The following is a 22776-nucleotide window of genomic DNA, read 5'->3' as shown; positions in this document are numbered from 1 at the left end:
CGCTAGAACATCACCCCTCGGGACAGCACGACCTGATCGTCGGCAGTCGGCTCATCGTCGTCGTCGCCGAGAGTCAAGATCCGTTGCAGCGTCTTGATCAGGCTCTCGGTCGCCCAGAACACGTCGGGCGCCATATCGCGGAAGATCGGCGTGTTTGTCGCCTTTGCACGGCCAGAGATCGTCGTGAACGAACCGTTGGGGTCGGCGCCGGGAGTACCGGCAGGCAGGTATTGGGCGGCGGTGTCGCGAACCCGACCCAACCAGGTTGTGGCGGCGCTGATGCGTTCGGCGGGTGTCGATGCGGCCGCGACCGGTGTCACCCGGGAGATCAGGCCGGGCCCTGACGAACCCGTCACGACGAAGTCTCGGAGCAGGTGTACCGCCGACAACTGCAGAATTCCGCTGGCCGGAGCCTGCGAGTTTGCGTCGAAAAGCTCCCGCAGCACCTGGTAGGGCCGCAGCGAGGACATCAACGGCGGTTCGTGCGACTGAGCTATCGCCAACAGGATCGACTCGAGCACCGCAGGTAGCCAGTCATAGCTGGCCTTGTACTCCGAAGGCGGGGTCAACAACGGATTGGGGAAGCTCAGCCACCGGCCCGCATCACCGTCGTAGATGCGCACTGGTTCCGTATATGGAGGCGCGGGAATCTGGATGCGTCCGATGATCTGTCCCACGAACCAGCCCCCGGTCATGGTGCGGCGTTCGGCGTCGGTCATCGGCAGCGACGCAGGCAGCGGGCGGGACCGCCGGAAGCGCCAGAACCCCGCCCGGCCAGGGCTAGCCATCGATGCCCACTCCTGTGCGGCGGGTACGAGTACCGAGTCGAAGGCCAATGGCGAGTAGTTCGGGTACGAGCCGAAGATGTCGACGCGGGTTACACCGTCCTCGTCCGACAGCGACCGGGCGAAGTTCTCCTTCGTGGCGCTGTCGATTCGCGGATTGGATGCCAGCGCGTCCTCCAGTGCCGCTGCGACGGGCTGGCCCGCGAACGGGATGTCGGAGAACTTGTAGCGGTACTCGACCTGCTGGCCGGGATGCACCCGTTGCATGGCCTGGTCGTTCACGCTGGCCAGCGGGCGCGCGAGCGACAACGCCTCCGCGAACTTGCCCGCGATGTCGTGTCTGCGGGCAGACAGTTCGGACTCCGATGCGCCCATGCCCTGCACGAAATCTCGTAGCGACACCTTGCAGAACTCGTAGAAGGACTCACCCGGTCGGTCGACGTACTGCCGCGCCCGGGCCAGAAGCTCCGCGGGGCGGGTGTGCACATCGAACTGCGCCATCGACGGCACGCGTGTCCGGCCGGTCTCGGGGTCGGTGCCCAATGCCCGGGTCGTCCACGTGGAGGTGCGCTCCAGCAGCCCCTCGGGGGCGGACACCCCGCCGGTGGTGTCCCACTGGCCGGCGATGACACCGGTGGTGGCTCTGTCCACCGAGGTTGCGAACGGTATCAGCCCTTGCGAACCAACCACCGCCTTGACGAGATCCGATTCATAACGGGCCTTGAACGCAGACGAATTGATCAGCAGTACCTCATTGTTCGCCTCGGCGAAACGGCCAGGTACCAATTCGTCCGAGTCGGCAGGCCACGCCGCGTACTGGTCGGTCGCCAGCCTTGCCAAGCCGATGTCCGTTGGCGGCTCAACACTTGCCTGCTCGAGCGTCACCAACGCCTCGCCGAGCGCATGACGCAGGGGAATCAGCAGTTCGGTGCCCATCACGCGCATCACATCGGCGATGCGCGCGGATGCCGAGGCATAGAGCTGGCGGCGCACGCCGGCGTGGAAGCCCTCGAGTGCCGTCGCCAACACCTGATCGGTGTTGGACAGCACGCCCCTCAGCCCGCCAAGAGCCGTCTCGACGTGTGCGGGCAGGGCGGCGATCTCGGCAGGACCCATCGTCCCGAGCTGGGTTAGGACACCGGTCAACACGTCGTCGATGTGGTGGCGTACCCGGTCGACCAGCGCCCGCGTGTACGGCAGACCCAGCGTCGAGACGGCCTCGATCACCGTCTGCTCGAGCCGTCTTGCGAAGTCGCGGTGCCAGCCGAACGCCATGTCGTAGGCGGCCTCGGTGCACGCGGTCGTCAGCGCGTCGCGGCGGTTCGCGATCGCCTGGCGGAACATCGGCACCCACTGCTCGGCGCTCATCCCCTCGGGATGTGGCAGGTAGCCGCGCAACTGACGGTCCACCAGCCCACTCACCGTCGAGCCGACCACCTCTGGCGAGAACGCGGTGTTGGCGACCCAGGTGCCGAGCATGGTGACCCGGCTGTCCTCGTCGCCCACCGCGGACGGCAGACCCAGGCCGGTGCAGATTGCGTCCCACTGGCTGGACAACAACGACTCGAGTTGCTCGTTACCCGAGGCGGGGTTGCCTGGCTGCAAGTGGCCGCGCAGCAGCTTGTCCGCGCTGCTGCGAGCCAGCCGCTGTGCCGCGTACTCGGCGTAGCGGTCACGGCCCATCGACAGCGAGGAGAACCCATAGGTGCCCCACGGCAGCGGGTCCCACACCGATATACCCCAACCCAACAGATCCTTGTCACCGGCCGGGGATGCGGTGTTGCCCAGGTCGTACGAGACGAACTGATCGCTGGCGCTGCCGCTCATCATCAGCCCGGCCAGGCCACGGCCGAGCCCGCGATAGACCGCGAACTGCGAGCCGTCGCCGAACTGGGTCCGGTCGGCCCCGACGTAGCGGCCCACCGGAAACACCCTGGCGAACGGGATCGGCTCACCGTCACCGTGCTGGTGTCCGAGCGCACGCAGGATTCGCACATCGTGGTCCCGCGCCGCCCCGGACTGAGAGGCGACGATCTCACCGAGCATCGCGAGAGCGTTGGCCCGCACCCCGATTCGCGCACTCGGTGGCAGCGACTCGAAGATGTCCGGGGTGACCATGAAGACGCCCATCAGCTTCACGTCGACGCCCGACACCATGGTCAGCAGCCGGCACACATCGAGTGCCATCGACGCACCTGCACCGCCGGCCATCGAAGACACCACCAACACGAGTGGTGGCTGGTTCGGGTCGAACCGCCCCATTCCGGGGACATCCAGCGACGCCATCTGTGACATGGTCTCCACGCGGAAGAGCTCATCGGTGGCCGACTGCAGCTTGCTGCGGATCTCACCGGCCTTGCTGAGCGTGATCATTCGCCCGATCGCCCGGTACTGGCCGGCACCCGCCGAGATCGGATTGGTCACCTGATCCGGCTGGCGCGGCGCCCACGTCGCGATGGCGTCCAGTGCGGTTCCTGCGGCGAGCCGCGCCGAAAGCGCGCCGTCGAGAATCGAGTAGCTGCTCCCCCGCGGGCCACACCCGACGTACGTGCCACCCTGCATGGCCACGTTCGCCAACCCGTCCGGGCCGGGATCTGCCGCGCTGGGCACATCGATGTGAACGAATTGCCAACCGGCAATCAGCTTGTCGACGCCTGCGGTGTGCAGTTCGGAGCGCAGCTGGTCCATCATGTAGGACAGCGTCGCGCCACCCGAACCACCACAACCCACTACCAAGAATCGTCGCATCAGGGTCCTCCATCAAACGGGTCGAACGGATCGGGATCGGACCGCCACCGCGGGATGGCTGGGGACATCGCGGTCACATCGGCACCGAACGGATCGGCTTGCGTTGCCGCTGCGGCCGTTTCACCGAACGGTGATGAGTGCGACGTTGGGTCGTGCGGTGGAGCCACACCGGCTTCGACCGCACGCAGCCGCAGTGCAGCCAAGAGCTCGGGAAGCCTGCGGGCCACATCGTCGTAGATACGCTGACGGGCAGCGTTGTCGGAGCGCCCGCCGACCAGTAGCAGCACCTCCGCCTCACCGGCAGGCCCGTCGGGGTCGTGCAGGATCACCCAGTTGTTGTGCACCGCCAGTGGCAACACGGCGTGCAGGCCGCTGCGGTCTGTGCCGGGAAGCGCGGATCCAGTGCTGATGCGGCCGTCGGCCTCTACGCGAACATGTCCACTGCCGAACGGGCTTCTGCCGGTCGTCGCGATCAACGTCGTGCCGAGCACGCTCAGCCTGCGGGTGGCGCGCGCCAGGCCTGGCACGGGGTGCACCAGGTCGGTATCGGCCATTGCGAACGGTGCGCCGTCACGCTGGACAACGTCGTCGTTCACCACCACCGGAATGCGCTCAGCCAGCAGAGGTTTCGGCGGTATTCTGCTCACCCGCCACTTGGCGGCGTATAGCAGGGCGAGTGGTATACCCGGTCCGAGCAGTATGGCAGCGATCAGCACCACCAGAAAGTTCGTGGTGCTCAAGGGATGGGTCAGGGAGGCGAAGAACGGCACGTCAATCACCTGTGGGCCGTCCGGGTCGGCAAGCGCGGCGACGTGTACCCCAATACTGCCGTCGAGTCCGCCGTGGCCGTCATGGTCGGTACGCAGTGTGACCGGCAGGTTCACGGTCTGACCCACCTGCACCTTCAAGCAGTTGTCGGGACTGCTGGCGTCGGAGCTGAAGTGCGGGGCACCGATGCCGTCGGGTGTCGCTCTGACTTTGGCTACTTCAGAAGGCGAGATCCACGCGCAGCCCGGCCCGGTGATCGGTAACAACGCCGTCGCCCCTTTGACCCCCTCCATGGTGCCGAAGTCGATACGGCTACCGGGGCTGGGCAGATTCGCCTTGGGCAGGATCTGGATCGGGACCTCGACATTCTGCGGCGACAACATCGTGCCTGGCGCGATCTGTTCACCATTGCGACCGGTGGCCGGCGCGGTGGTGACGACGAGCGACATCCGCAACTCGGCACGGCCGGGTTTGACGTCGGTCAAGTTGGCGTCGACCGGTTTGGCGATATCGGACTTCGGCGCGGACTCGACAAGCGGTATGGGTGCTCCACCGTCGGGTACCAGCGCCACCGACATCCTCGCCGTGCCCGCCAGATCGGTCGGAGCCAGTGCGTGACCCTGACCATCGGCAAGACCGAACGTCAATCGCTTGACGACCTGCCCGCTGCGCCAGTCGATTTGACCCGCGTTGGCCAGCGCGGGGTAGATGTCGGTGGTGATGTGGATGTTGACCTTGGATACCGCGTCCGGGTGCTGTCCTGTGGTGTCGACGTAGACGACGGCCCATCTGCCCGCCCACTCTGGCCCGCTGTTGCGAATCGAGATGGTCTGCGCGGAGTCGGACTGCCACTCGTATTGCACCGGCGTCCCGCCTATCTGGACATCGGTCGTGCCAGGCTTCTTGGGCAGCTCCAACGTCTTACCGGACGGAGAGATCAGGTAGGGCTCGATGCCGGGCACGCCACCTGAGCCAAGGATGTTCACAGACTTGATGGAGCGGTCGAGCACGAAGTCGTGGCGCGCTTCTGGACACACCCGCAGGTGGCACACGGGCCCCTGCCGCGTGATCCCGGGATCGGGGTTCAGTGCGTCGAACGCGAACAACATGTCGTCGAGGTTGGACACCGGATAGAAGTCACCCGGCACCGGGGTGGTGATGCTGCCGCAGTCCGTCCCAAGGACACCCTTTCCGGTGGCTATCGCCGACATCGTGTCGAAATCCCCTGGAGCACTATTGCCACTGAGGCCGACCGCCAACATCACGATGCCGCGGGAGCGGATCTGATCTGCCACCCCTCCGGCCCTGCAGATCCCCTCGGTGGCTCTGCGCACCATCTCGCCGATACCGCCCGCGCTGTCCAGACTGACGTCGGGTGCATACGGCTTAACCACCGGCCGCGCCGTGAAATCGATCTTCCCGTCGGAGAACCAAGCGATGGCCTGGCATCGGTCGGCATTGCCGGGGCCGCTCTCCCGGGATGCCAACGTCTGGCGCGCACCATCGAGGGCGAGCCAGTAATCAGTGTCGATACCGGTGTTACGCGTTGCCTCTGGGGCCAGCTTGTCAGCAATGGAACCGGTCGTCGCAGCGCTCAGCTTCGTCCAACTCTCATGCAGCACATAGCTGTCTGCAAAACCGGCCACCGCGACGTCGAGGTCGGCGCCGACCTGGTCGGCGTATGCGCCCAGCGTCTGGATGAGATAGTTCGCCGCCGACACTCGCGCCGCCTTGGCGTCGGTCGACTGCAGGCTGCTCGACTCGTCGAAGAGCAGCAGAAGATCACCGCGCTTCTGCGCTGCCAGGCACCCTCCGTATCGGTTCGCGCCACCCGCGTCGGCATGTGCGAGAGGGACAGGCGAACCCAGCAGGACGAGCCCCCCGGCAAGGAAGGCCGCCGACAACCAGCGCAACAGCCGCCCGGCTCGGTGTCGGCTGTTGCGCATCGTGTTCATCCGCCCTACCGCCTACCTGCCCACAGCGCGAGATACCATGCGCTGATTGCAATTCCAGCCATGCACACCGTCACCGCCGTCCAGTACGCGGCACCGGTCCAGCTCGGCGCCGAATAGACGGCGTTGGTGCGGCGTCGGGTGTCGACAAGGGTGTAGATGGCAAGCAGTCCGATCGCCAACGGACCGGCCAGAAGCCAGCCGACACCCGCGGCCGCAAGCGCATCGCCCCATACACCGGCGATCACCGCACCCGCTGTCGCGAGTGCGATGGCGAGACCGAATAGGGCCAGCGGCGGCCGGGCCACGGTGAGGCTGTTGGTCGATTCGGTAGCCCACGGTGTGGTCGGGCGGAACACGTCGTGGGGCTTTGCCTGTCGGGGCGGTGCATCGCTGAACGGATCGAACCCAGTGTCGAGGTTTGTGCGTTGCCGCGGTGCCTCTACTCCGGCGGTCCCTCCCGGCGGCCTGGCGTCGGACGCAAGCGCTGCGGCTGTTGTTGGCGTTGAACCGAAGTCGCTGAAATCAAACGGATCTAGCATGTCAGTACTCGTTGAGGCACAGTGCGAATGAGTGATCGGGCGGGGCTGCGATGTAGGTGGATTGGCAGTCGAAGTCGTTGGCAACGCGGGCGACGACGGTGTACACCCCTTGGCGGTGTTTGCACGGTACCGCGAACAGATCTAGCGCATCGGCGCCGATGTCACGCTTCTGAATTTCCGCGCAGGTGCCGACGGTCACCTGCGTCAGGTCGAGCTTGACCCTGGGGCTGACCGGCGGTGGCGCCACTGAAGTCACCACCACCGGAGGCGGGGCCCGCAGCGGCGGATCGGCTCCGACGGTGCCAGGGCCCGGCGCCGGTTCGGATCTTCCGGATGGATCGGTGATGGCCCACAGGATCAATCCGGCCAGCAGTGCCGCAGTCAACACATATCCGATGACCACGCCCCAGATCGCTGCCGTGCGTCCCCTCTCACCTGACCGGCGTATCTGCATCAGGGCCCGATGACCGAGAATCACGCCAACTGGCGGCGCCACGACGGCGAAGACAGGTGACAGTGTTGCGAGTGTGTTGTGGGGTGGTTCCGTTGGCGGATAAGGGTTTCCGCCGGTCGGGCCGAACGGCCACGGCTGCGGCTGCGGCAGATACGTGTGGGGAGCCGGTCCATTGGGCGGACTGGGCGGATCGGCCGGCACCTGTCGGAACGGATCACCGGCGACGGTCATCGTAGGCGCCTCTGCAACGCGTGGTCACCGTACATCGGCATCAACCTTTGAACTTCGTGATGCAGGCGACGATCGTGTTTCCCGGGTTGGCCAAGTACTCATCACTGCAGGGGTTGGTCGACGATGAGACTACGTCGACAAGGAACACGCCATCCCGAACCTGGCAGTTCACTGGGTAAATCTTGATCAATTGGGTATCAGCGTTATTCGGATCAGGTTTGGTCTGCTGAATCTCGACGCAGTCGCCCGCGTGTAACTCATTGACACTCACCGTTCTGCGGACAGGCGGTGCCCGAGTGACGACTGTTGTTTCGACCTTCGGGATGGGTGCCGCCTGTGTGGGCGGTGTCATGCCGGTGGGTTGGGCCGCCGTCGATGACGAGCCGGATTGAGCGGTGATCGCCCACAGCAGCAGCGCGATGACTGCGAACAGGATGAACGCGTACGACAGCGACAAGCCAACCAGCGCACGGTCGCGGGCCTGTCGTGTCCCCCGTTTGCTCTGGGAAAGCGCCACGTGGCCCAGTACCGCACCTACGGGTGCGAACACGAACGCAAAGACAATCGATAACGTCGCCAGCGTTTTGGCGTCGACATCCGGTGGCCTTGGTGTGTACGTAGATCCCGGCCCTCGAGCGGGCTGCGAACCGTTGAAGGTGGGGCCGCCGAACGGATCCAGTGGCCCTGCGCGGGTTCTGTTTGATGCCATCGGCGTGTCCTTCGCCAGACGTAAGCGAAATACCGAACGGTCCGTGAGGACCGCGCCGCAAACCCGGGGGCCAACACCTAGACGTCGGTGAGCAGACTGTGTCCCCCGGCGCCCCTCCCGTCAAGGATCGACATGTCAGCCCCTAATGACATGTCATCCTCTTATAAACGGCGAGGTCAAATGTAGTGTAACACTGGGCTGCACTTCTGCGCGGCGCAAACTTTCGGGGCCACCCGAGTGCATCACTGGTATCGCATGTCGTTGGTAGGCGCACTCATTGCGATTAGCCGCGAGGGCAGCAAGCCCGAAGGCGGATACCTTCAATGCCCTGGTGACATCCGCCAACTCGCCGGTCGGAGACCAGCTTCCCACCGCACCGGTGAGCGCTCGAGAACACGCGTCGCCGAAGTCGGACACCCATGGGGAGTTGTGTTGATTCACTTACGATCTGGCGCGAGAACTCACGCGGCGACGTTGTTCTCGCTGCCGTGGGTCACAACCGGGTGACGGCCCATCGGCTCACGCGAGCGAGCTCGCGCCGAGACCCGGGCCCAGCAGGAGTCCGGTCTAGTCGAGGCCCGGCGAGAAGGTAAGCGGAGCACGGGCTTCCACGTCGTCCTGATCGTCGACGGGGGTCAGGCCAGGTCTCTGGTCGGGACCATGTTGACGCAGAGGGGCACTCAACACACCCCAGGCGTCGCGCTGAAAGCCCTGACGTCAGTGGGTTGGCGTGACGCCTACGCGGGGGCTCCGTGGCACAGGCACGTGCCAGCCAGAATCGAAGCCGTCACCGAGGCGGTCCTCACGCACTGATCACCGTCAGGGGGCCGGCGCAGGAGATAGCGGTGCCGGAGCCGGTGGCGGCAGCGGTGCACCGGGCGGGGCCAGCGGGGCCTGAGGGTCAATCGGGGCCAGCGGGGCCGTCGGGTTCGCCGCGTTCGCCGGGCTGAGGGGAACGTTCGGGCCTGCCGCCTGCTCCGGGTACGGCGTGTTCATACCGCGCTGCGCCAGGCCCATGATCAGGGCCTCCTTACCGCTGATCTCCTGGCTCTGCACGGCATGCCAGAGGTCCTTCAGGTAGCTCACATTGGGACGCTCGTTACCCTGCGCGGACGGATCCATCGTCGAGCCCGGCGGCAGAGCATCAGGACTGGCCAGGTGTGGGACGCCCTCGGGCTTCGGGATCTCCGCCGCAGCCGGGCTGTCGCCCGCCGCCGTCGATAGAGGCGCCGCCTCCGCCGGCAGTGGTGCCTGTGCTGCGGGTGGGGCCTCGCCTGCCGGCGCCGGCGGCGGTGGCATCGGCGGAATCGGATCGGCGCTCGCCACACCGGAGCCAGCGAGCGCCATCAGCGCGCACGCTGCTCCGCCGACGGCTGCGGTCAAAAAACTCGGCATGTTGACGCCCATCACGGTGGCCTCCCGGGAGTTGCGGCTGGGACAGATGTTACCGACGGTAGTTGACGCGTTCTTCCGTTTTCACCGGCCAATCGTTACAGCTGTCCACCGGACGCGCATCTCAATCGTCGCCGCGGGGTGAGAAGAACACGTTTCACTTGCGAGTTTTCCGAACCCTCCTCGGTACCTGTCATCTGTGGTGTAGCAATGAGTTACGCCACTAGATCACGTCGTGTGAGGAGCCTTTTACAATGGCCACCCCGAACTTGCCACCCGGTTTCGACTTCACTGATCCCGACATCTACGCCGAGCGACTGCCGGTCGAGGAACTTGCCGAGATGCGCAAGGTGGCACCGATCTGGTGGAACGAGCAGCCCGACGGTGTCGGCGGGTTCGGTGACGGCGGATTCTGGGTGGTGACCAAGCACAAGGACGTCAAGGAGGTGTCGCGCCGAAGCGACGTCTTCTCCAGCCTGGAGAAGACGGCCCTTCCGCGGTACCAGGACGGCACCGTGCAGCAGCAGATCGACACCGGCAAGTTCGTCCTGCTCAACATGGACGCGCCGCACCACACCCATCTGCGCAAGATCATCTCGCGGGCGTTCACCCCACGCGCGATCGAGCGGCTGCGCGACGACCTACGGGAGCGCGCCAAGAGCATCGTCGAGACGGCGGCGGCGCAGGGTTACGGCGACTTCGTCGAGCAGGTCTCCTGCGAACTTCCGCTGCAGGCCATCGCCAGCCTGATGGGGGTGCCGCAGGAGGACCGGATGAAGCTCTTCCACTGGTCGAACCAGATGGTCGGTGACATGGATCCCGAGTTCGCCAACAACGACGCGATCTCCGCGTCGGTCGAACTCATCACCTACGGTATGCAGCTTGCGGCCGAACGCGCCGACGCCCCTGGCGAGGATCTCGTCACGAAACTCGTGCAAGCCGACGTCGACGGGCACAAACTCTCCGACGACGAACTGGGCTTCTTCGTCATCCTGCTGGCGGTCGCGGGCAACGAGACCACCCGCAACTCGATCACCCAGGGAATGATGGCCTTCACCGACTTCCCCGACCAGTGGGAGCTCTTCAAGCGTGAGCGACCCGCCACGGCGGCCGATGAGATCGTTCGGTGGGCAACCCCGGTGACGTCGTTTCAACGCACGGCGCTCGAGGACACCGAGCTGGATGGTGTGCCGATCAAGAAGGGCCAGCGGGTCGTGATGTTCTACCGCTCGGCCAACTTCGACGAAGACGTCTTCGACGACCCGTACACCTTCGACATCACGCGCGACCCGAACCCGCATGTCGGTTTCGGCGGCACGGGCGCCCACTACTGCATCGGTGCGAATCTGGCCCGGATGACCATCGACCTGATGTTCAACGCCATCGCCGACGAGATGCCCGACCTGACCCCGCTGGCCAAGCCCGAGCGGCTCCGGTCGGGCTGGCTCAACGGGATCAAGCACTGGCAGGTCGACTACACCGGCGGCCAGGGTTCTAAAGACCCCGTGGCGCAACAGGCTTCGCCGCAACGGGCTTGACACCACCGGGGTAGTCGAATATCGAACGCCAGTAGTCCTCCGGGATATCGGCGCCCGTTCGCAGCACCATGGCCAGCCCGGTCGCCATCGCCAGGCCCAACAGCCCAAGCCACAGTCCGGCGAGCGCGATCGCGACCCACAGCACCGTCGTCACGGCCGGCCACGGTGAAACAATGGCCAGCACAGGCGCGAAGAAGAACCCCAGGCCGACATACCACGACGATCCCGCGCGGTCGGACTTCAGCACGAACCGCAACCAGCGCGGAATCTGCGGGACGGTGTGTTGCCGGTGGGACTCCATCATCTGCTCCTGCCGTTGATGCGGACATGTCCAGCGTGCGGCGACCAGGTAAGGGTGGCAATTACCGCGGAGGTAATGGATGCCGACGGACTCCTGCGCAACACTGAGGCATGGCCACCGCCTCCCCCGTCCAGTTCGGCACCCTCGTCCGTCAGTGGCGGCAGCGTCGGCGGCTCAGCCAGCTCGATCTCGCCCTGCAGGCCGACGTGTCGTCGCGACACGTGAGCTTCATCGAGACCGGGAGATCGGCGCCCAGCCGCGCCATGGTGCTGAGGCTGGCTGAGGCCCTGGACGTCCCCCATCGCGAACAGAATCACCTGCTGCTGGCGGCCGGCCTCGCCCCGGAGTTCACCGAACGCTCGCTGGACGACCCCGATATGGCCGCCGTACGCGAAGGCGTCGACCGGGTACTGCGGGCCTACGACCCGTATCCGTGCCTCGCGGTGGACCGCGGTTGGCGCATCGTTGCGGCGAATGCTGGGGTGTCGATGCTGATGAGTGGCGTTGCCGGGCACCTGCTGGAAGCGCCCAACGCGCTCCGCATCTCGTTGCACCCCGATGGACTGGCACCCCACATCCGAAATCTCGGGCAGTGGCGCCATCACGTCATCGGCAGGCTGCGCCGCGAGGTGGCGGCCAGTGGTTCCGAGGAGCTGCGTGGCCTGCTCACCGAGATCGAGGCCTACCCGGGCGGCTCGGAGGAGACCCGCGATCTGGGTGGCGTCGTCGTGCCGTTGGTGATCGAGCGCCCCGACGGTGCGGTGCTGACGTTCATGAGCACGGTCACGACGTTCGGCACCGCTCTGGATCTGACCGCCGCCGAACTCAGCATCGAGGCGTTCCTACCCGCCGACGAGCAGACCGCCGCGGCACTGCGATAGGCGCGCAACGGTTTTAGTCTGCTGGGGCGCAAATGTTGTCGCTCAGCCCGACGCGCCGCATTCTCGAGCCATGACCGCCACCGCCGACGCACCCGCCGCCAACGCCACCTCACCATCGCCCGGTCGGGTGTCGCGGTTGCGCGTGCCCGATCTCGACGAGCTGACCACCCCCGGTGTGCGCGGCTTCTTCTCCCGCCAGCAGCGCGATGAGGGGTTGACCTCCAACTGGTTTCGCGCGCTGTCACTCAACGAGGCTGACCTCGAGCGGCTCAACGGCTACCTGCTCCCCCTGCTCGGAACCGATGGTCGCGGCGGGCTGTCCGCGCGCGAACGCGAGGTGATCGCGACGGTGGTGTCGGGCGAGAACCGGTGCGCCTACTGCCACACCAACCACGCCAACAAACTCGGCAAGCTGGCCGGTGACTGGTCGTTTGGCCAGCGCGTCGCGATCGATCACCACCAGGTCGCCGAACTCACCGATCGTGAGCGAGCACTCGGCGATCTGGCCGTGGCGGTCAACAACCATCCGCAGTCGATCCGCGACGCCGACCTGGACCATCTGCGCGATCTCGGTCTCGACGATCACCAGATCCTGGAGGGCATCTCGATCGCCGCATTCATCGGTGCGACCAACCGCATCGGGGTGGCGTTGGCGGTACCGCCGAACCCCGAGTACACCGGCATCCCCTCCTAGCCGCTGGGACTCGCTACTGGTAAGACCACTTGACCTCTGACCGGGTGAGTGGCAGCCTGTCGACATGGCGCTGCAACCCGTCAACCGCCGATCGGTACCCGAGGACGTCTTCGAGCAGATCGTCAGCGAGGTCCTCAGCGGCGATATGCAACCCGGTGAGGCACTCCCCAGTGAACGCCGGCTCGCCGAGGTGCTCGGGGTCTCGCGGCCGGCGATCCGGGAGGCACTCAAGCGACTCACCGCCGCAGGCCTCGTCGAGATTCGACAGGGCGACGCCACCACGGTCCGCGACTTTCGGCGCCACGCAGGTCTGGACCTGCTCCCCCGGCTGCTGGTGCGCGCCGGCGAGGTAGACGTCGCGGTGGTTCGCAGCATCCTGGAGACCCGCCTGCACAACGGACCGAAGGTCGCCGAACTCGCGGCGCGCCGCCGAACGCCCGAACTGCCCGACATCCTGGACGCGACGATCGCCGCGCTGGGCGCCGAACAGGATCCGATCGCGCGGCAGCGTCACGCCCTGGCCTTCTGGGATCACATCGTCGACGGTGCGGACTCGATCGCCTTCCGGTTGATGTACAACACCCTGCGAGCCACCTACGAGCCCGCACTTCCCGCGCTCGCGGCGTTGATGGCCGAGGAGGTCGGACGCCCGGAGAACTACCGCCTGGTGGCCGACGCGATCCGCGCGGGCGATCCCGACACCGCCGAGCGTGCCGCGCGCGCCCTGCTCGAGCCGGCCACCCTGGCCATGCTCGGCGCGATCACCACATTGGAGGACGGCCAATGACGAACGGACGGCGAGGCTTCACGCTGGCGGACGCGTTCGCCGAGTTCTGGCGTCACCCCTCGCCGTGGATGATCGGCGCCACCTGGCTCGCCGCGGTCGCCGCGCGGGCTGCCGTCGGCGACTGGCAGCCCACCGACGCGCTGGTCCCCCTGGCGATGCTCGCGGTGTTCCCGTTCTTCGAATGGATGGTGCACGTGTTCGTACTGCATTGGCGGCCACGGAGTCTCGGCGGGATCACAGTCGACTCCCTGCTGGCCCGCAAGCATCGCGAGCACCACGTGGACCCCCGCGACGTGCCGCTGATCTTCATCCCGTGGCCCGCGCTTTTGTGGGTCCTGCCTGCGGCGGTCGCGATCGCCCTGTTGGCCTTTCCGCGGTCCGGCCTGGGGTTGACCTTCCTGGTGTTCCTCGCGACACTCGGCATCGTCTACGAGTGGTGCCACTACCTGATCCACAGTGACTACAAGCCCAAGACCGCGGCCTACCGCGCGGTGTGGCGCAACCACCGCCACCATCACTTCAAGAACGAGCACTACTGGTTCACCGTCACGACCGCGGGTACGGCCGATCGGGTTCTGGGCACCAACCCGGATCCATCAACCGTGGCTGCCTCACCGACGGTGAAGAACCTGCACGAGGCTACGCGCGGATGATGATCGGATCCCCGATGCTGACGTTGTCGAAGTACCACGCGGCGTTGTCGGGGCTCAGGTTGATGCACCCGTGGCTCACGTTGGCGTAGCCCTGCGACCCCGTGGACCACGGCGCACCATGCACGTAGACGCCACCCCAGGTCACGCGAACCGCGTCGTAGACCGTGAGCTTGTAACCCTCCGGGTCGCTCAGCGGGATACCGATGGTGCGTGAGTCCATCACGACCACGTTCTCCTTCCCCAACACGGAGAACGTGCCCGTCGGCGTCGGGAACTTGGGCTTGCCCATCGATGCCGGCATCTCGCGGACGACCTGGTCATCGATGCTCACCGTGAAGGTGTGCGCGTCGATATCGGCGACGCCGACCACCGCCGCACTTGTCTCGAAGCTGGTCTTGGCGCCACCGACGGACACCGTGATCTCCGAGTGTGCGGGCCAGAACTCCTTGGGCGTCCACTGCAGGACGTCGTTGTCGAGCCACGAGAACGTGCCCGTGGGGGTGTCGGTCGAAGAGAACCCGATGCTGCGCTCGACCGCGGCGCGGTTGGCCACCGGCCCCGCGAAGGTGACCGTCACCGCGGCAGCGACGCCGACGACATCACCAGGGCCCGGTGAGATGTTCGCTACGGGGGTCGGCTGCGGCACCGCCGAGACACCGATACCCGTCGAGGCCCCGAGTAGCAGGGTTGCGGTCCCTGCCGCTGCCAGCACACGCGATAGCGCTGTACGCAAGTTCATCCTCCGATGTCTGGTCGGTAACTACATGCTAGATCGCAATCCGAGGATCAAGCGTTAGCCGAGGTCGCGCGCGCCAGACCGACGAGCAAATAGCCCAGACCGAGGAACCCCGCGGCGAGAAGGCCCACGTTCACCAATACGGACGCCACACCGACGCTTCCCGGATCCAGGAAGTAGTACGGCGCTCGCCTGCCTGCGTTGTTCAGTACCAGAAACGCGAGCGCACCGTAGGCCGCCGGGTAGGACAACCACGCGACCGGCTGCCACCACCGCACCGGATTCCGCCCCTGGCCGACCACCACCCAGTCGATCACGGCCAGCACCGGAACTGCCACGTGCAGAAGGAAATTCGCGGGCGTGTAGCCCATGCTGTGTCCGGTGAGGAACAGATTCCACACCACACCCGCGGCGACGACGTAGAGCACGACCGCGCCACGCAGGCCGGAGCGGGCGTCCGCCCTCGGCGAGCACAGCGTCCACGCGTAGTAGGCCGCGGCAAGGATGTTGGCCTGGTAGGTGAATGTGATCAGGCGCCACGACACACCCGACCGTGACGACGTCTCGACCAGGACGAGCGCCAGCGCGACCGCAAGCACGATGGTCAGTCGGAGCGTGAGGCGAAGGCCCTCCCGGGCCTGCGATGGTGGTGCCAACGGGCGCTCCGGCTACCCGCCGGGCATCACGGTGTACGACGGCGGCAGCGCAGGCGGAGGTGGCGGGTTGTCGTCGCCGATCCGGAGCTTGTCACGGATGCGAGTCAGGATGCCCGGCTTCTTCGTCGGGTAGGGCGCAACGACGGGCGGTGGCGTCGCCGGGACCTGGGCGATCACAGGCGCTGGCGCGATCGCGGGTGGTGCGACGACCTCGGGGTACTCGGGTGTGGCGGCGGGAACCTCGTCGATCGGCGCTTCGGGAACGTAGGGGGCCTCCGGCGGGGCGACGTCCACAGGCGGCGCCTCCGGAACGACAGGGGCCTCGGGCGGCGGCGGCGCGGCCGGAGCCGATGGCAGCCGCGTCGGCGGCTTCAGGCCTGCTGAGGCCGGGGCCTCAGGAGCGCTCACCCTGGCCTGGGGTTCGCTCGCGGCGGCGTTCACGGCATCGGTGCGTGGGGAGAGTTGCAGGCTGACCGCCAGTGACACCGACACCACGAACGTCACGACGCCTGCCACCAGCATCGCCGCGGGTCCGACCTGGACCAGACGACGTGCCAATGTTGTGCGTTGCGGGCCCCGGGCGCCCACGGCACCGAAGGCCTTGAAGCCATTGTCGAGATCGGCTGGGGTCTTGAGGGTTTGGGCCGAGGCCAGCGCCGCGCCCCTGGCCAGTGCCAACTCCGCTTCCTCTGGCGCGAAGACGGGAACCGAGAGCGCGAGTTCGAGATCGGGAAGGATCGACGCGAAACCGCCGGCCGATCCGACGATGACGAGCGCATCGGGCTGCCAGTCGGCGCGGGCGAACACGGTGCTCAGCCAGTTGATCAGGTCCACGTCCGAGTCGATGGCGTGGTTGAAGGCGGTCTGTACCGCGCCGTCGCCTCCGTGCACGATCAGTGTCATCGCGGTGTGGGGTTCGATGACACACACCGCGGTGGTCTCGTAGCCGATCACCGACGCCATACCGCGCGCGAGCGCTTCGGTGGCCTCCGGCATCCGGACGGGTACGACGGTGTCGTACCCGGCTTCCGACAGTGCCGTCAACAGCAGCGACGCCTCAGGGTCGCTGTCCTCGCTCCAGGTCACGCCGATCGAGTGCAGTCGGAGCCCGCGGGCAGCGGCCAGCGCCTCTGTGTGTCGCACGGCGTCGGCTGCCTGCGCCGAGGTCCGGACGGCCCCGTGGCGCACGTCGAACGCTTTTCGATCCACCGTGGCACCGTCGGCATCCTGACCTTCCACGAGGACCAGCCCGACGGACGTGGGAGTCATCGACAACCCGAGTACCGCGTCCACTTGCACACCCTTTTCGAACATCGAGGTGGCTGACACCGGACGGAACCTTGAGTCGGCAGGGTTCCAGCCCGGACCACACCGGCGCACGGCAACGGAGGCGCACGCCAAACGCGGGTATCGCTCACCCTTTGCGGCGACACTACCGGGCCAGCGGCCCGACGTGGCAACCTAGCGCCCATGACAGCGGGCAGTCACACCGAGCAACCAGCGCAACGCACCGTATTCGGACACCCGATAGGCCTGGTCAACCTGTTCGGGGTCGAGTTGTGGGAGCGCTTCTCCTTCTACGGCATGCTCACGATCCTCGGCTACTACCTCTACTACTCGGTCACCGACGGCGGACTCGGGTTACCGCAGAGCACCGGCACCGGGATCGTCGGCGCCTACGGCGGGCTGGTGTACCTGTCCACGGTGCTCGGGGGGTGGGTCGCCGACCGCCTGCTGGGGATGGAACGCACCGTGTTCTACGGCGGGGTGGTGGTCATGGTCGGCCACATCGCGCTGGCCGTTCTGCCTGGGCTCTCCGGTGTCGGGATCGGCCTCGTCCTGGTCGCGCTGGGCTCCGGGGCGCTGAAGGCCAACGCGTCATCACTGCTTGGCACGCTCTACGACCGGGGTGATGCCCGAGCGGATGGCGGATTCACCCTCTTCTACCTGGGTATCAATCTCGGCGCCTTTGTCGGGCCCCTGATCACCGGACTGCTGCAGACGCACGTCGGCTTCCACTACGGATTCGGTGCGGCCGCGATCGGCATGGCGTTGGGACTGGTGCAGTACGTCGTGTTCCGGCGCAACCTGGGCGAATACGGTCGGGAAGTACCGAATCCACTGCCGCACAACAGAATCGCGATGTACATCGGTATCGCGGTGGCGGGGCTCGTCGTGATCGCCGCGGTGATCGCCACCGGGCTGGTGACGCTGGCGAACCTGTCTCAGGTGACGACGGGAGTGATCGTGGTGGCGGCCATCGCCTACTTCGCCGTCATGCTGACGAGCCCGAAGGTCGCACCGATAGAGCGCACCCGCGTGCGGGCGTTCATCCCGCTGTTCATCGCCAACGCCGTGTTCTGGTCGCTGTTCCAGCAGATCTTCACCGTCCTCGCGGTGTACTCCGACGAGCGGATGAACTGGTCGATCTTCGGCTGGACGGCGCCATCGAGCTGGGTCGGCTCGATCGAACCGGTGTGGATCATTGCGCTGTCACCGGTGTTCGCGGTGATGTGGACGCGGCTCGGAAACCGGGCGCCGACGACCCCGCGCAAGTTCGCCTACGGCGTCATCGGCATGGGCGCGGCGTTCCTGTTGTTCCTGCCGATGGCAGGCACCACCGGGCGTGCGGTGCCTGCGCTGCTGGTCTTCGCCATTCTGGGCGTTTTCGCGGTGTCGGAGCTGATGATCTCCCCGATCGGTCTCGCCGTGACCACCCAACTCGCCCCGCAGGCCTTCCGGGCCCAGATGATGGCGCTCTACTTCTTCTCGGTCGGGTTGGGCACGGCGTTGTCAGGTGTGTTCGCCGGCTACTACGACCCGTCGCGCGAGTTCGCGTACTTCGGCATCCTGGGCGCCGTCGCGATTGCCGTGGGAATCGTGGTGTTGGCGCTGTCTGGATGGGTGAGCAGGCTGATGGAGGGCGTGCACTAGGCGGCTCAGCCGGCCAGGATCCCGGCCAGCATGGCGGGCTCGATGTTGCCACCCGAGAGAATCGCCACCGTACGACCTGGCGGGGTCGCGGCCGCGCGGTACGCCGCCAACGTGACGGCCCCGCTGGGCTCGCTGACCAGATGCGCGCGCTCGGCCAGTTCGCGGACAGCGGCCCTGATGTCGTTCTCCGACACCGTGATCACATCATCGAGCACTCGCTGCAGATGAGCGAAGGTCAGCGCCGAGGGCTGCGATCGCAGCCCGTCGGCGATCGTCCGGTTGCGGTCCTCGATCGACCAGTCGACGCGGTGACCGACACGCAGCGCCTCGGCGGTGTCGGCGGCCAGGTCGGGCTCGACGCCGATAACCCTGGCCCGCGGACACAAGGCCTTGATCGCCGTGCCGACACCGGAGGCCAGGCCACCGCCGCTGACGGGGACGAGCACGGTTTCGACGTCAGGCAGGTCCTGCGCGATCTCCAGTCCGATGGTGCCCTGCCCCGCGATGACGTCCGGGTGGTCGAAGGGAGGTATCAGGACGCCGCCCGTCTTGGCGACCACCTCCTCGGCGACCCTCTCGCGTTGCCCTGCCGCGCACAACACGACCTCGGCGCCGTGCCCGCGGGTGGCAGCCACCTTCACGTTCGGGGTCTCCTCCGGCATGACGATGTGAGCCGGGATGGCGTACGCCGCCGCCGCGTAGGCGACCGCCTGCGCGTGGTTACCGCTGGAGTACGCGACGACTCCCCTGGCCCGGGTCTGCGCATCGAGTGACCCGATAGCGTTGAACGCGCCCCTGACCTTGAACGCTCCGATCGACTGCAGGTTCTCGGGCTTGATCCACAGCGGCCGGTCCGGGTCGGCCCACGGCGCGGGCACCAGCGGCGTGCGCAGTACCGAACCCCTGATCCGTTCCGCGGCGGCGCCGATGTCTTCCAACGTGACGAGTTGCACCGGGAGAAGCGTAGCCGCGTCGTCCATTGCCCGGATCGCCCCGGCAGGGCATGGTGACTGGCGTGAGTCAGCCGTTCTCTCTTCCGGTCGTCCCCCGCTACGCCGAGATCGACCAGCAGGGGGTGGTGTTCAACGGCCACTACCTCACCTGGTTCGACGAGGCGTCGACCGCGTTCTTCGACCACCTCGGCGTGTCATTTCCCGAGCTGGCGTCCGCAGGTTACGACGTTCAGGTGGTGCACGCCGAGATTGACTACCTCGCGCCGGTCCGCTGGCGAGACACTGTGCGTGTGGCCGTGGTGTGCGAGGCCATCGGGACGACGAGTTTTACGCTGGGCTTCGAGGTGTGGCGGTGCGGCGCAGGTGATTCGGCCGAGCGAATCGCCGTCCACGGGCGCAACGTCTACGTCGTGGTGTCCACACAGGACTGGACCAAGCGTGCGATACCGGACCTTCTGCGCGACGCATTGATTTCCGTTGCGGCCCAACGGCTGACGCCGGGCGGTACCCTCGGCCAATGAGCCACGAGCACGACGACGGGCCGCAACGCGACCTGCCGCCCGGCTTGGCCGAACAGCTCGACCTGCCGTACTCCGGGCTGGCCACCTTCGGGCACCGTCCGTTCCTCACCGAGACCGAGCAACTCGACTCCTGGCGTCCCGACGTGGCCATCGTGGGAGCACCGTTCGACGTGGCGACGACCAACCGGCCGGGTGCACGGTTCGGCCCGCGGGCGATCCGTGCCACGGCGTACGAGCCGGGGACCTATCACCTCGACCTGGGGCTGGAGATATTCGACTGGCTCGAGGTCGTCGACTTCGGTGATGCGCACTGCCCGCACGGCCTTACCGAGGTGTCCCACAACAACATTCGGGAGAGAGTGCACGCCGTCGCCTCGCGCGGCATAGTGCCCGTCGTCCTCGGCGGCGACCACTCCATAACGTGGCCCTCGGCCACCGCGGTCGCCGACGTGCACGGTTACGGCAACGTGGGCATCGTCCACTTCGACGCACACGCCGACACCGCCGACATCATCGACGGCAACCTCGCCAGCCACGGCACACCCATGCGGCGCCTGATCGAGTCGGGTGCCGTGCCCGGCACGCACTTCGTGCAGGTCGGCCTGCGCGGGTACTGGCCGCCGCAGGACACCTTCGAGTGGATGCTCGAACAGGGCATGGTGTGGCACACCATGCAGGAGATCTGGGAGCGCGGATTCAAGGCCGTCATGGCCGACGCGGTCGGTGAGGCACTCGCCAAGGCCGACAAGCTCTATGTGTCGGTGGACGTCGACGTCCTCGACCCGGCGCACGCCCCGGGCACCGGCACGCCCGAGCCCGGCGGCATCACCAGTGCCGACCTGCTGCGGATGGTGCGCCGGCTCTGCTACGAGCACGATGTCGCCGGCGTCGACGTCGTCGAGGTCAGCCCCGCCTACGACCATGCCGAACTGACGGTCAACGCCGCGCACCGCGTCGTGTTGGAGGCACTCGCGGGCATGGCAGCACGCCGCCGGGACGCGGCAGGCGGTACAGCGGGCCCTCCTGCGCGCCCGGGCGCACAATCGTGATGCGGCCAGGCGCACAATGAGGTCATGACTGGAACGCTGTACTTCGACGGCGTATGTGGCATGTGCACGCGCGCCGTGAACCGAATCGTCCGAATGAACCGGACGGGCGATCTCGAAATCTGCCCGTTTCAGCAGGCGGGCACAGCCGAACTGCTGGGTGTTTCCGAGGAGCGGATGTACGAGTCCTCTTGGTGGCGCGACTCGACGGGCACGGTGTATGCCGGAGCCGAGGCGATCAACGCTGCGCTGGCCGCCGCATGGGGCACTCGACTCCCGCTTCGCGTCTACCGATTGCCCGGGGTGGGCCGGCTGCAGGAAGCTGTCTACCGGTGGGTCGCCTCGCACCGGTACCGGTTCCCCGGGACCACGCCGTATTGCGAGTCACACCCCGTTGCCTGCTGAAGGCGCTGGTCAGTCCTTGCGCAGCGTGAACTGGCAGATGTCGGTGTAGCCCTCGGTGAAGAGTTCCTCACAGCCGGTGAGGTACTTCATGTACCGGTCGTAGACCTCTTCGGACTGGATGGCGATGGCCTCGTCGCGGTGGGCCTGGAGCGCCGCCGCCCAGATGCCCAACGTGCGGGCGTAATGCAACCGGAGTGGCTGTACCCGCGTGAGTTCGAAGCCGACCTTGGTCGCGTGCTCCTCGACCTTGGAGGCGTGGGGCAGCTCACCGCCCGGGAAGATCTCATCCATGATGAATTTGAAGAATTTGAGCTTCGTCATGGTCAGAGGCAGCCCGCGTTCGGTGAACTCCGCATCGCTTGGCTTGATGATGGTGTGCAGCATCATCACGCCGCCGCTGGGCAGCGCCGCGTAGGCCATCTTGAAGAAGTCGTCGTAGCGCTCGCGACCGAAGTGCTCGAAGGCCCCGATCGACACAATGCGGTCGACGGGCTCGTGGAATTGCTCCCAGCCCTCCAGGAGTACGCGCTTGGTGCGTGGACTGTCCGACTGATCGAGCACGCCCTGCACGTGGGCCTGCTGGTTCTTGCTCAGCGTCAAGCCGACAACGTTGACGTCATACTTCTCGATGGCGCGCTTCAGGGTCGCGCCCCAGCCGCAGCCGATGTCGAGCAGCGTCATGCCCGGCTCGAGGCCCAGCTTGCCCAGTGAGAGGTCGATCTTGGCGAGCTGCGCCTCTTCGAGCGTCATATCGTCGCGTTCGAAGTACGCACAGCTGTACGTCTGCGTCGAATCGAGGAACAGCCGGAAGAAGTCGTCAGACAGATCGTAATGCGCCTGTACGTCTTCGAACTTCGGCTTCAGGCCTTTTGTGTCGGTCATTGTCTCTTGCAAGTCCTAGCCTTCTGGCTCTATGTTCTTCGGCTGCGTCTGTGGCTCCACTCGGCTGGAGAGCCTCCCCCGTGCATCAGCGCAGCTTATTTACAGTACCCGAGTTTTCGCGGGCTCAGCGAATTGGACATTCACTTCTCTACCCCACGTCACCATGCCGTAATCACCGAGAGAAGCTACGCCTGCGTTCGGGATGAGG

At 66.5% G+C, this 22776-nt stretch carries 21 protein-coding genes; 9 read left to right on the top strand and 12 right to left on the bottom strand.

Going from position 1 to position 22776, the window contains the following annotated elements; genetic code table 11:
• Nucleotides 1-2: 2 nt before the first annotated feature.
• The 6 genes from ABIA65_RS14145 to ABIA65_RS14120 form a co-directional block, all read right to left on the bottom strand.
• Nucleotides 3-3533, bottom strand: a complete 3531-nt coding sequence (locus ABIA65_RS14145; RefSeq protein ID WP_354523925.1) for a tubulin-like doman-containing protein — start codon at nt 3531-3533, stop codon at nt 3-5.
• On the bottom strand, nt 3533-6247 hold the full coding sequence (locus ABIA65_RS14140; RefSeq protein WP_354523924.1) for a VWA domain-containing protein: 2715 nt from the start codon (nt 6245-6247) through the stop codon (nt 3533-3535). The genes ABIA65_RS14145 and ABIA65_RS14140 overlap by 1 nt, the downstream gene beginning before the upstream one ends.
• 14 nt (nt 6248-6261) lie before the next feature.
• Nucleotides 6262-6612 (bottom strand): hypothetical protein, encoded by a 351-nt coding sequence (locus ABIA65_RS14135; RefSeq protein ID WP_354523923.1) that lies wholly within the window; start codon nt 6610-6612, stop codon nt 6262-6264.
• 184 nt (nt 6613-6796) lie between these two features.
• Nucleotides 6797-7480, bottom strand: coding sequence for a DUF4190 domain-containing protein (locus ABIA65_RS14130; RefSeq protein ID WP_241405217.1), 684 nt, complete (start codon nt 7478-7480; stop codon nt 6797-6799).
• A 40-nt stretch (nt 7481-7520) separates the two neighbouring features.
• Nucleotides 7521-7997, bottom strand: a complete 477-nt coding sequence (locus ABIA65_RS33495) for a hypothetical protein (protein WP_502919563.1) — start codon at nt 7995-7997, stop codon at nt 7521-7523.
• Between the two features lie 1011 nt (nt 7998-9008).
• Entirely contained in the window at nt 9009-9584 is a 576-nt protein-coding gene (locus tag ABIA65_RS14120; protein WP_354523922.1) for a hypothetical protein, read from the bottom strand.
• Nucleotides 9585-9835: 251 nt separating this feature from the next.
• Between ABIA65_RS14120 and ABIA65_RS14115 the strand changes: the two genes are divergently transcribed.
• On the top strand, nt 9836-11119 hold the full coding sequence (locus tag ABIA65_RS14115; protein ID WP_241405214.1) for a cytochrome P450: 1284 nt from the start codon (nt 9836-9838) through the stop codon (nt 11117-11119).
• On the opposite strand, the gene ABIA65_RS14110 is transcribed toward ABIA65_RS14115, so the two are convergent.
• Entirely contained in the window at nt 11076-11420 is a 345-nt protein-coding gene (locus ABIA65_RS14110) for a hypothetical protein (RefSeq protein WP_241405213.1), read from the bottom strand. The two genes, ABIA65_RS14115 and ABIA65_RS14110, sit on opposite strands and share 44 nt — an antisense overlap.
• A gap of 110 nt (nt 11421-11530) precedes the next feature.
• Here ABIA65_RS14110 and ABIA65_RS14105 point away from each other — a divergent pair, with 110 nt between their 5' ends.
• The 4 genes from ABIA65_RS14105 to ABIA65_RS14090 all read left to right on the top strand — a co-directional run bounded on the left by ABIA65_RS14105 (nt 11531) and on the right by ABIA65_RS14090 (nt 14435).
• Nucleotides 11531-12301: a helix-turn-helix domain-containing protein gene (locus tag ABIA65_RS14105; RefSeq protein WP_241405212.1), complete on the top strand. Its 771-nt coding sequence runs from the start codon at nt 11531-11533 to the stop codon at nt 12299-12301.
• A gap of 70 nt (nt 12302-12371) precedes the next feature.
• Complete coding sequence (locus ABIA65_RS14100; RefSeq protein WP_241405211.1) at nt 12372-12995, top strand: peroxidase-related enzyme; 624 nt, start codon at nt 12372-12374, stop codon at nt 12993-12995.
• 64 nt (nt 12996-13059) lie between these two features.
• Nucleotides 13060-13782, top strand: a complete 723-nt coding sequence (locus ABIA65_RS14095; protein ID WP_241405210.1) for a FadR/GntR family transcriptional regulator — start codon at nt 13060-13062, stop codon at nt 13780-13782.
• A complete protein-coding gene (locus ABIA65_RS14090) occupies nt 13779-14435 on the top strand; it encodes a sterol desaturase family protein (RefSeq protein ID WP_354523921.1) in 657 nt (218 codons plus the stop codon). The genes ABIA65_RS14095 and ABIA65_RS14090 overlap by 4 nt, the downstream gene beginning before the upstream one ends.
• On the opposite strand, the gene ABIA65_RS14085 is transcribed toward ABIA65_RS14090, so the two are convergent.
• From ABIA65_RS14085 to ABIA65_RS14075, 3 genes are read right to left on the bottom strand one after another with little or no spacing between them, the layout of a single operon-like run.
• Nucleotides 14422-15174: a L,D-transpeptidase gene (locus tag ABIA65_RS14085; RefSeq protein WP_241405208.1), complete on the bottom strand. Its 753-nt coding sequence runs from the start codon at nt 15172-15174 to the stop codon at nt 14422-14424. The genes ABIA65_RS14090 and ABIA65_RS14085 overlap by 14 nt on opposite strands.
• A gap of 47 nt (nt 15175-15221) precedes the next feature.
• On the bottom strand, nt 15222-15827 hold the full coding sequence (locus ABIA65_RS14080) for a Pr6Pr family membrane protein (RefSeq protein ID WP_241405207.1): 606 nt from the start codon (nt 15825-15827) through the stop codon (nt 15222-15224).
• A gap of 12 nt (nt 15828-15839) precedes the next feature.
• Nucleotides 15840-17156: a DUF7159 family protein gene (locus tag ABIA65_RS14075; protein WP_354523920.1), complete on the bottom strand. Its 1317-nt coding sequence runs from the start codon at nt 17154-17156 to the stop codon at nt 15840-15842.
• A gap of 141 nt (nt 17157-17297) precedes the next feature.
• Here ABIA65_RS14075 and ABIA65_RS14070 point away from each other — a divergent pair, with 141 nt between their 5' ends.
• Complete coding sequence (locus tag ABIA65_RS14070) at nt 17298-18761, top strand: peptide MFS transporter (protein WP_354523919.1); 1464 nt, start codon at nt 17298-17300, stop codon at nt 18759-18761.
• Between the two features lie 5 nt (nt 18762-18766).
• Here the strand turns inward: ABIA65_RS14070 and ABIA65_RS14065 are convergent, their stop codons facing one another.
• Nucleotides 18767-19714 (bottom strand): threonine ammonia-lyase, encoded by a 948-nt coding sequence (locus tag ABIA65_RS14065; RefSeq protein WP_354523918.1) that lies wholly within the window; start codon nt 19712-19714, stop codon nt 18767-18769.
• A 62-nt stretch (nt 19715-19776) separates the two neighbouring features.
• On the opposite strand from ABIA65_RS14065, the gene ABIA65_RS14060 reads away from it, so the two are divergent.
• Genes ABIA65_RS14060 through ABIA65_RS14050 form a run of 3 tightly spaced genes read left to right on the top strand, consistent with a single transcriptional unit; the run spans nt 19777 to nt 21686 of the window.
• Nucleotides 19777-20235 carry an acyl-CoA thioesterase gene (locus tag ABIA65_RS14060; protein ID WP_354523917.1) on the top strand — a complete coding sequence of 153 codons (459 nt, stop codon included), beginning with the start codon at nt 19777-19779 and terminating at the stop codon, nt 20233-20235.
• Nucleotides 20232-21284 (top strand): agmatinase, encoded by a 1053-nt coding sequence (gene speB, locus ABIA65_RS14055; RefSeq protein WP_354523916.1) that lies wholly within the window; start codon nt 20232-20234, stop codon nt 21282-21284. Before ABIA65_RS14060 ends, speB begins: the two co-directional genes overlap by 4 nt.
• Before the next feature lie 24 nt (nt 21285-21308).
• Complete coding sequence (locus ABIA65_RS14050; protein WP_241405201.1) at nt 21309-21686, top strand: thiol-disulfide oxidoreductase DCC family protein; 378 nt, start codon at nt 21309-21311, stop codon at nt 21684-21686.
• 9 nt (nt 21687-21695) lie between these two features.
• Here the strand turns inward: ABIA65_RS14050 and ABIA65_RS14045 are convergent, their stop codons facing one another.
• Nucleotides 21696-22568, bottom strand: coding sequence for a cyclopropane mycolic acid synthase family methyltransferase (locus ABIA65_RS14045; RefSeq protein WP_354523915.1), 873 nt, complete (start codon nt 22566-22568; stop codon nt 21696-21698).
• Nucleotides 22569-22776 lie beyond the last annotated feature (208 nt).

The organism is Mycolicibacterium sp. 624, from assembly GCF_040548615.1.
Classification (GTDB): domain Bacteria; phylum Actinomycetota; class Actinomycetes; order Mycobacteriales; family Mycobacteriaceae; genus Mycobacterium.
Note: the sequence above shows the minus strand (reverse complement) of the source record. Positions and strands in the feature narration are given on the sequence as shown.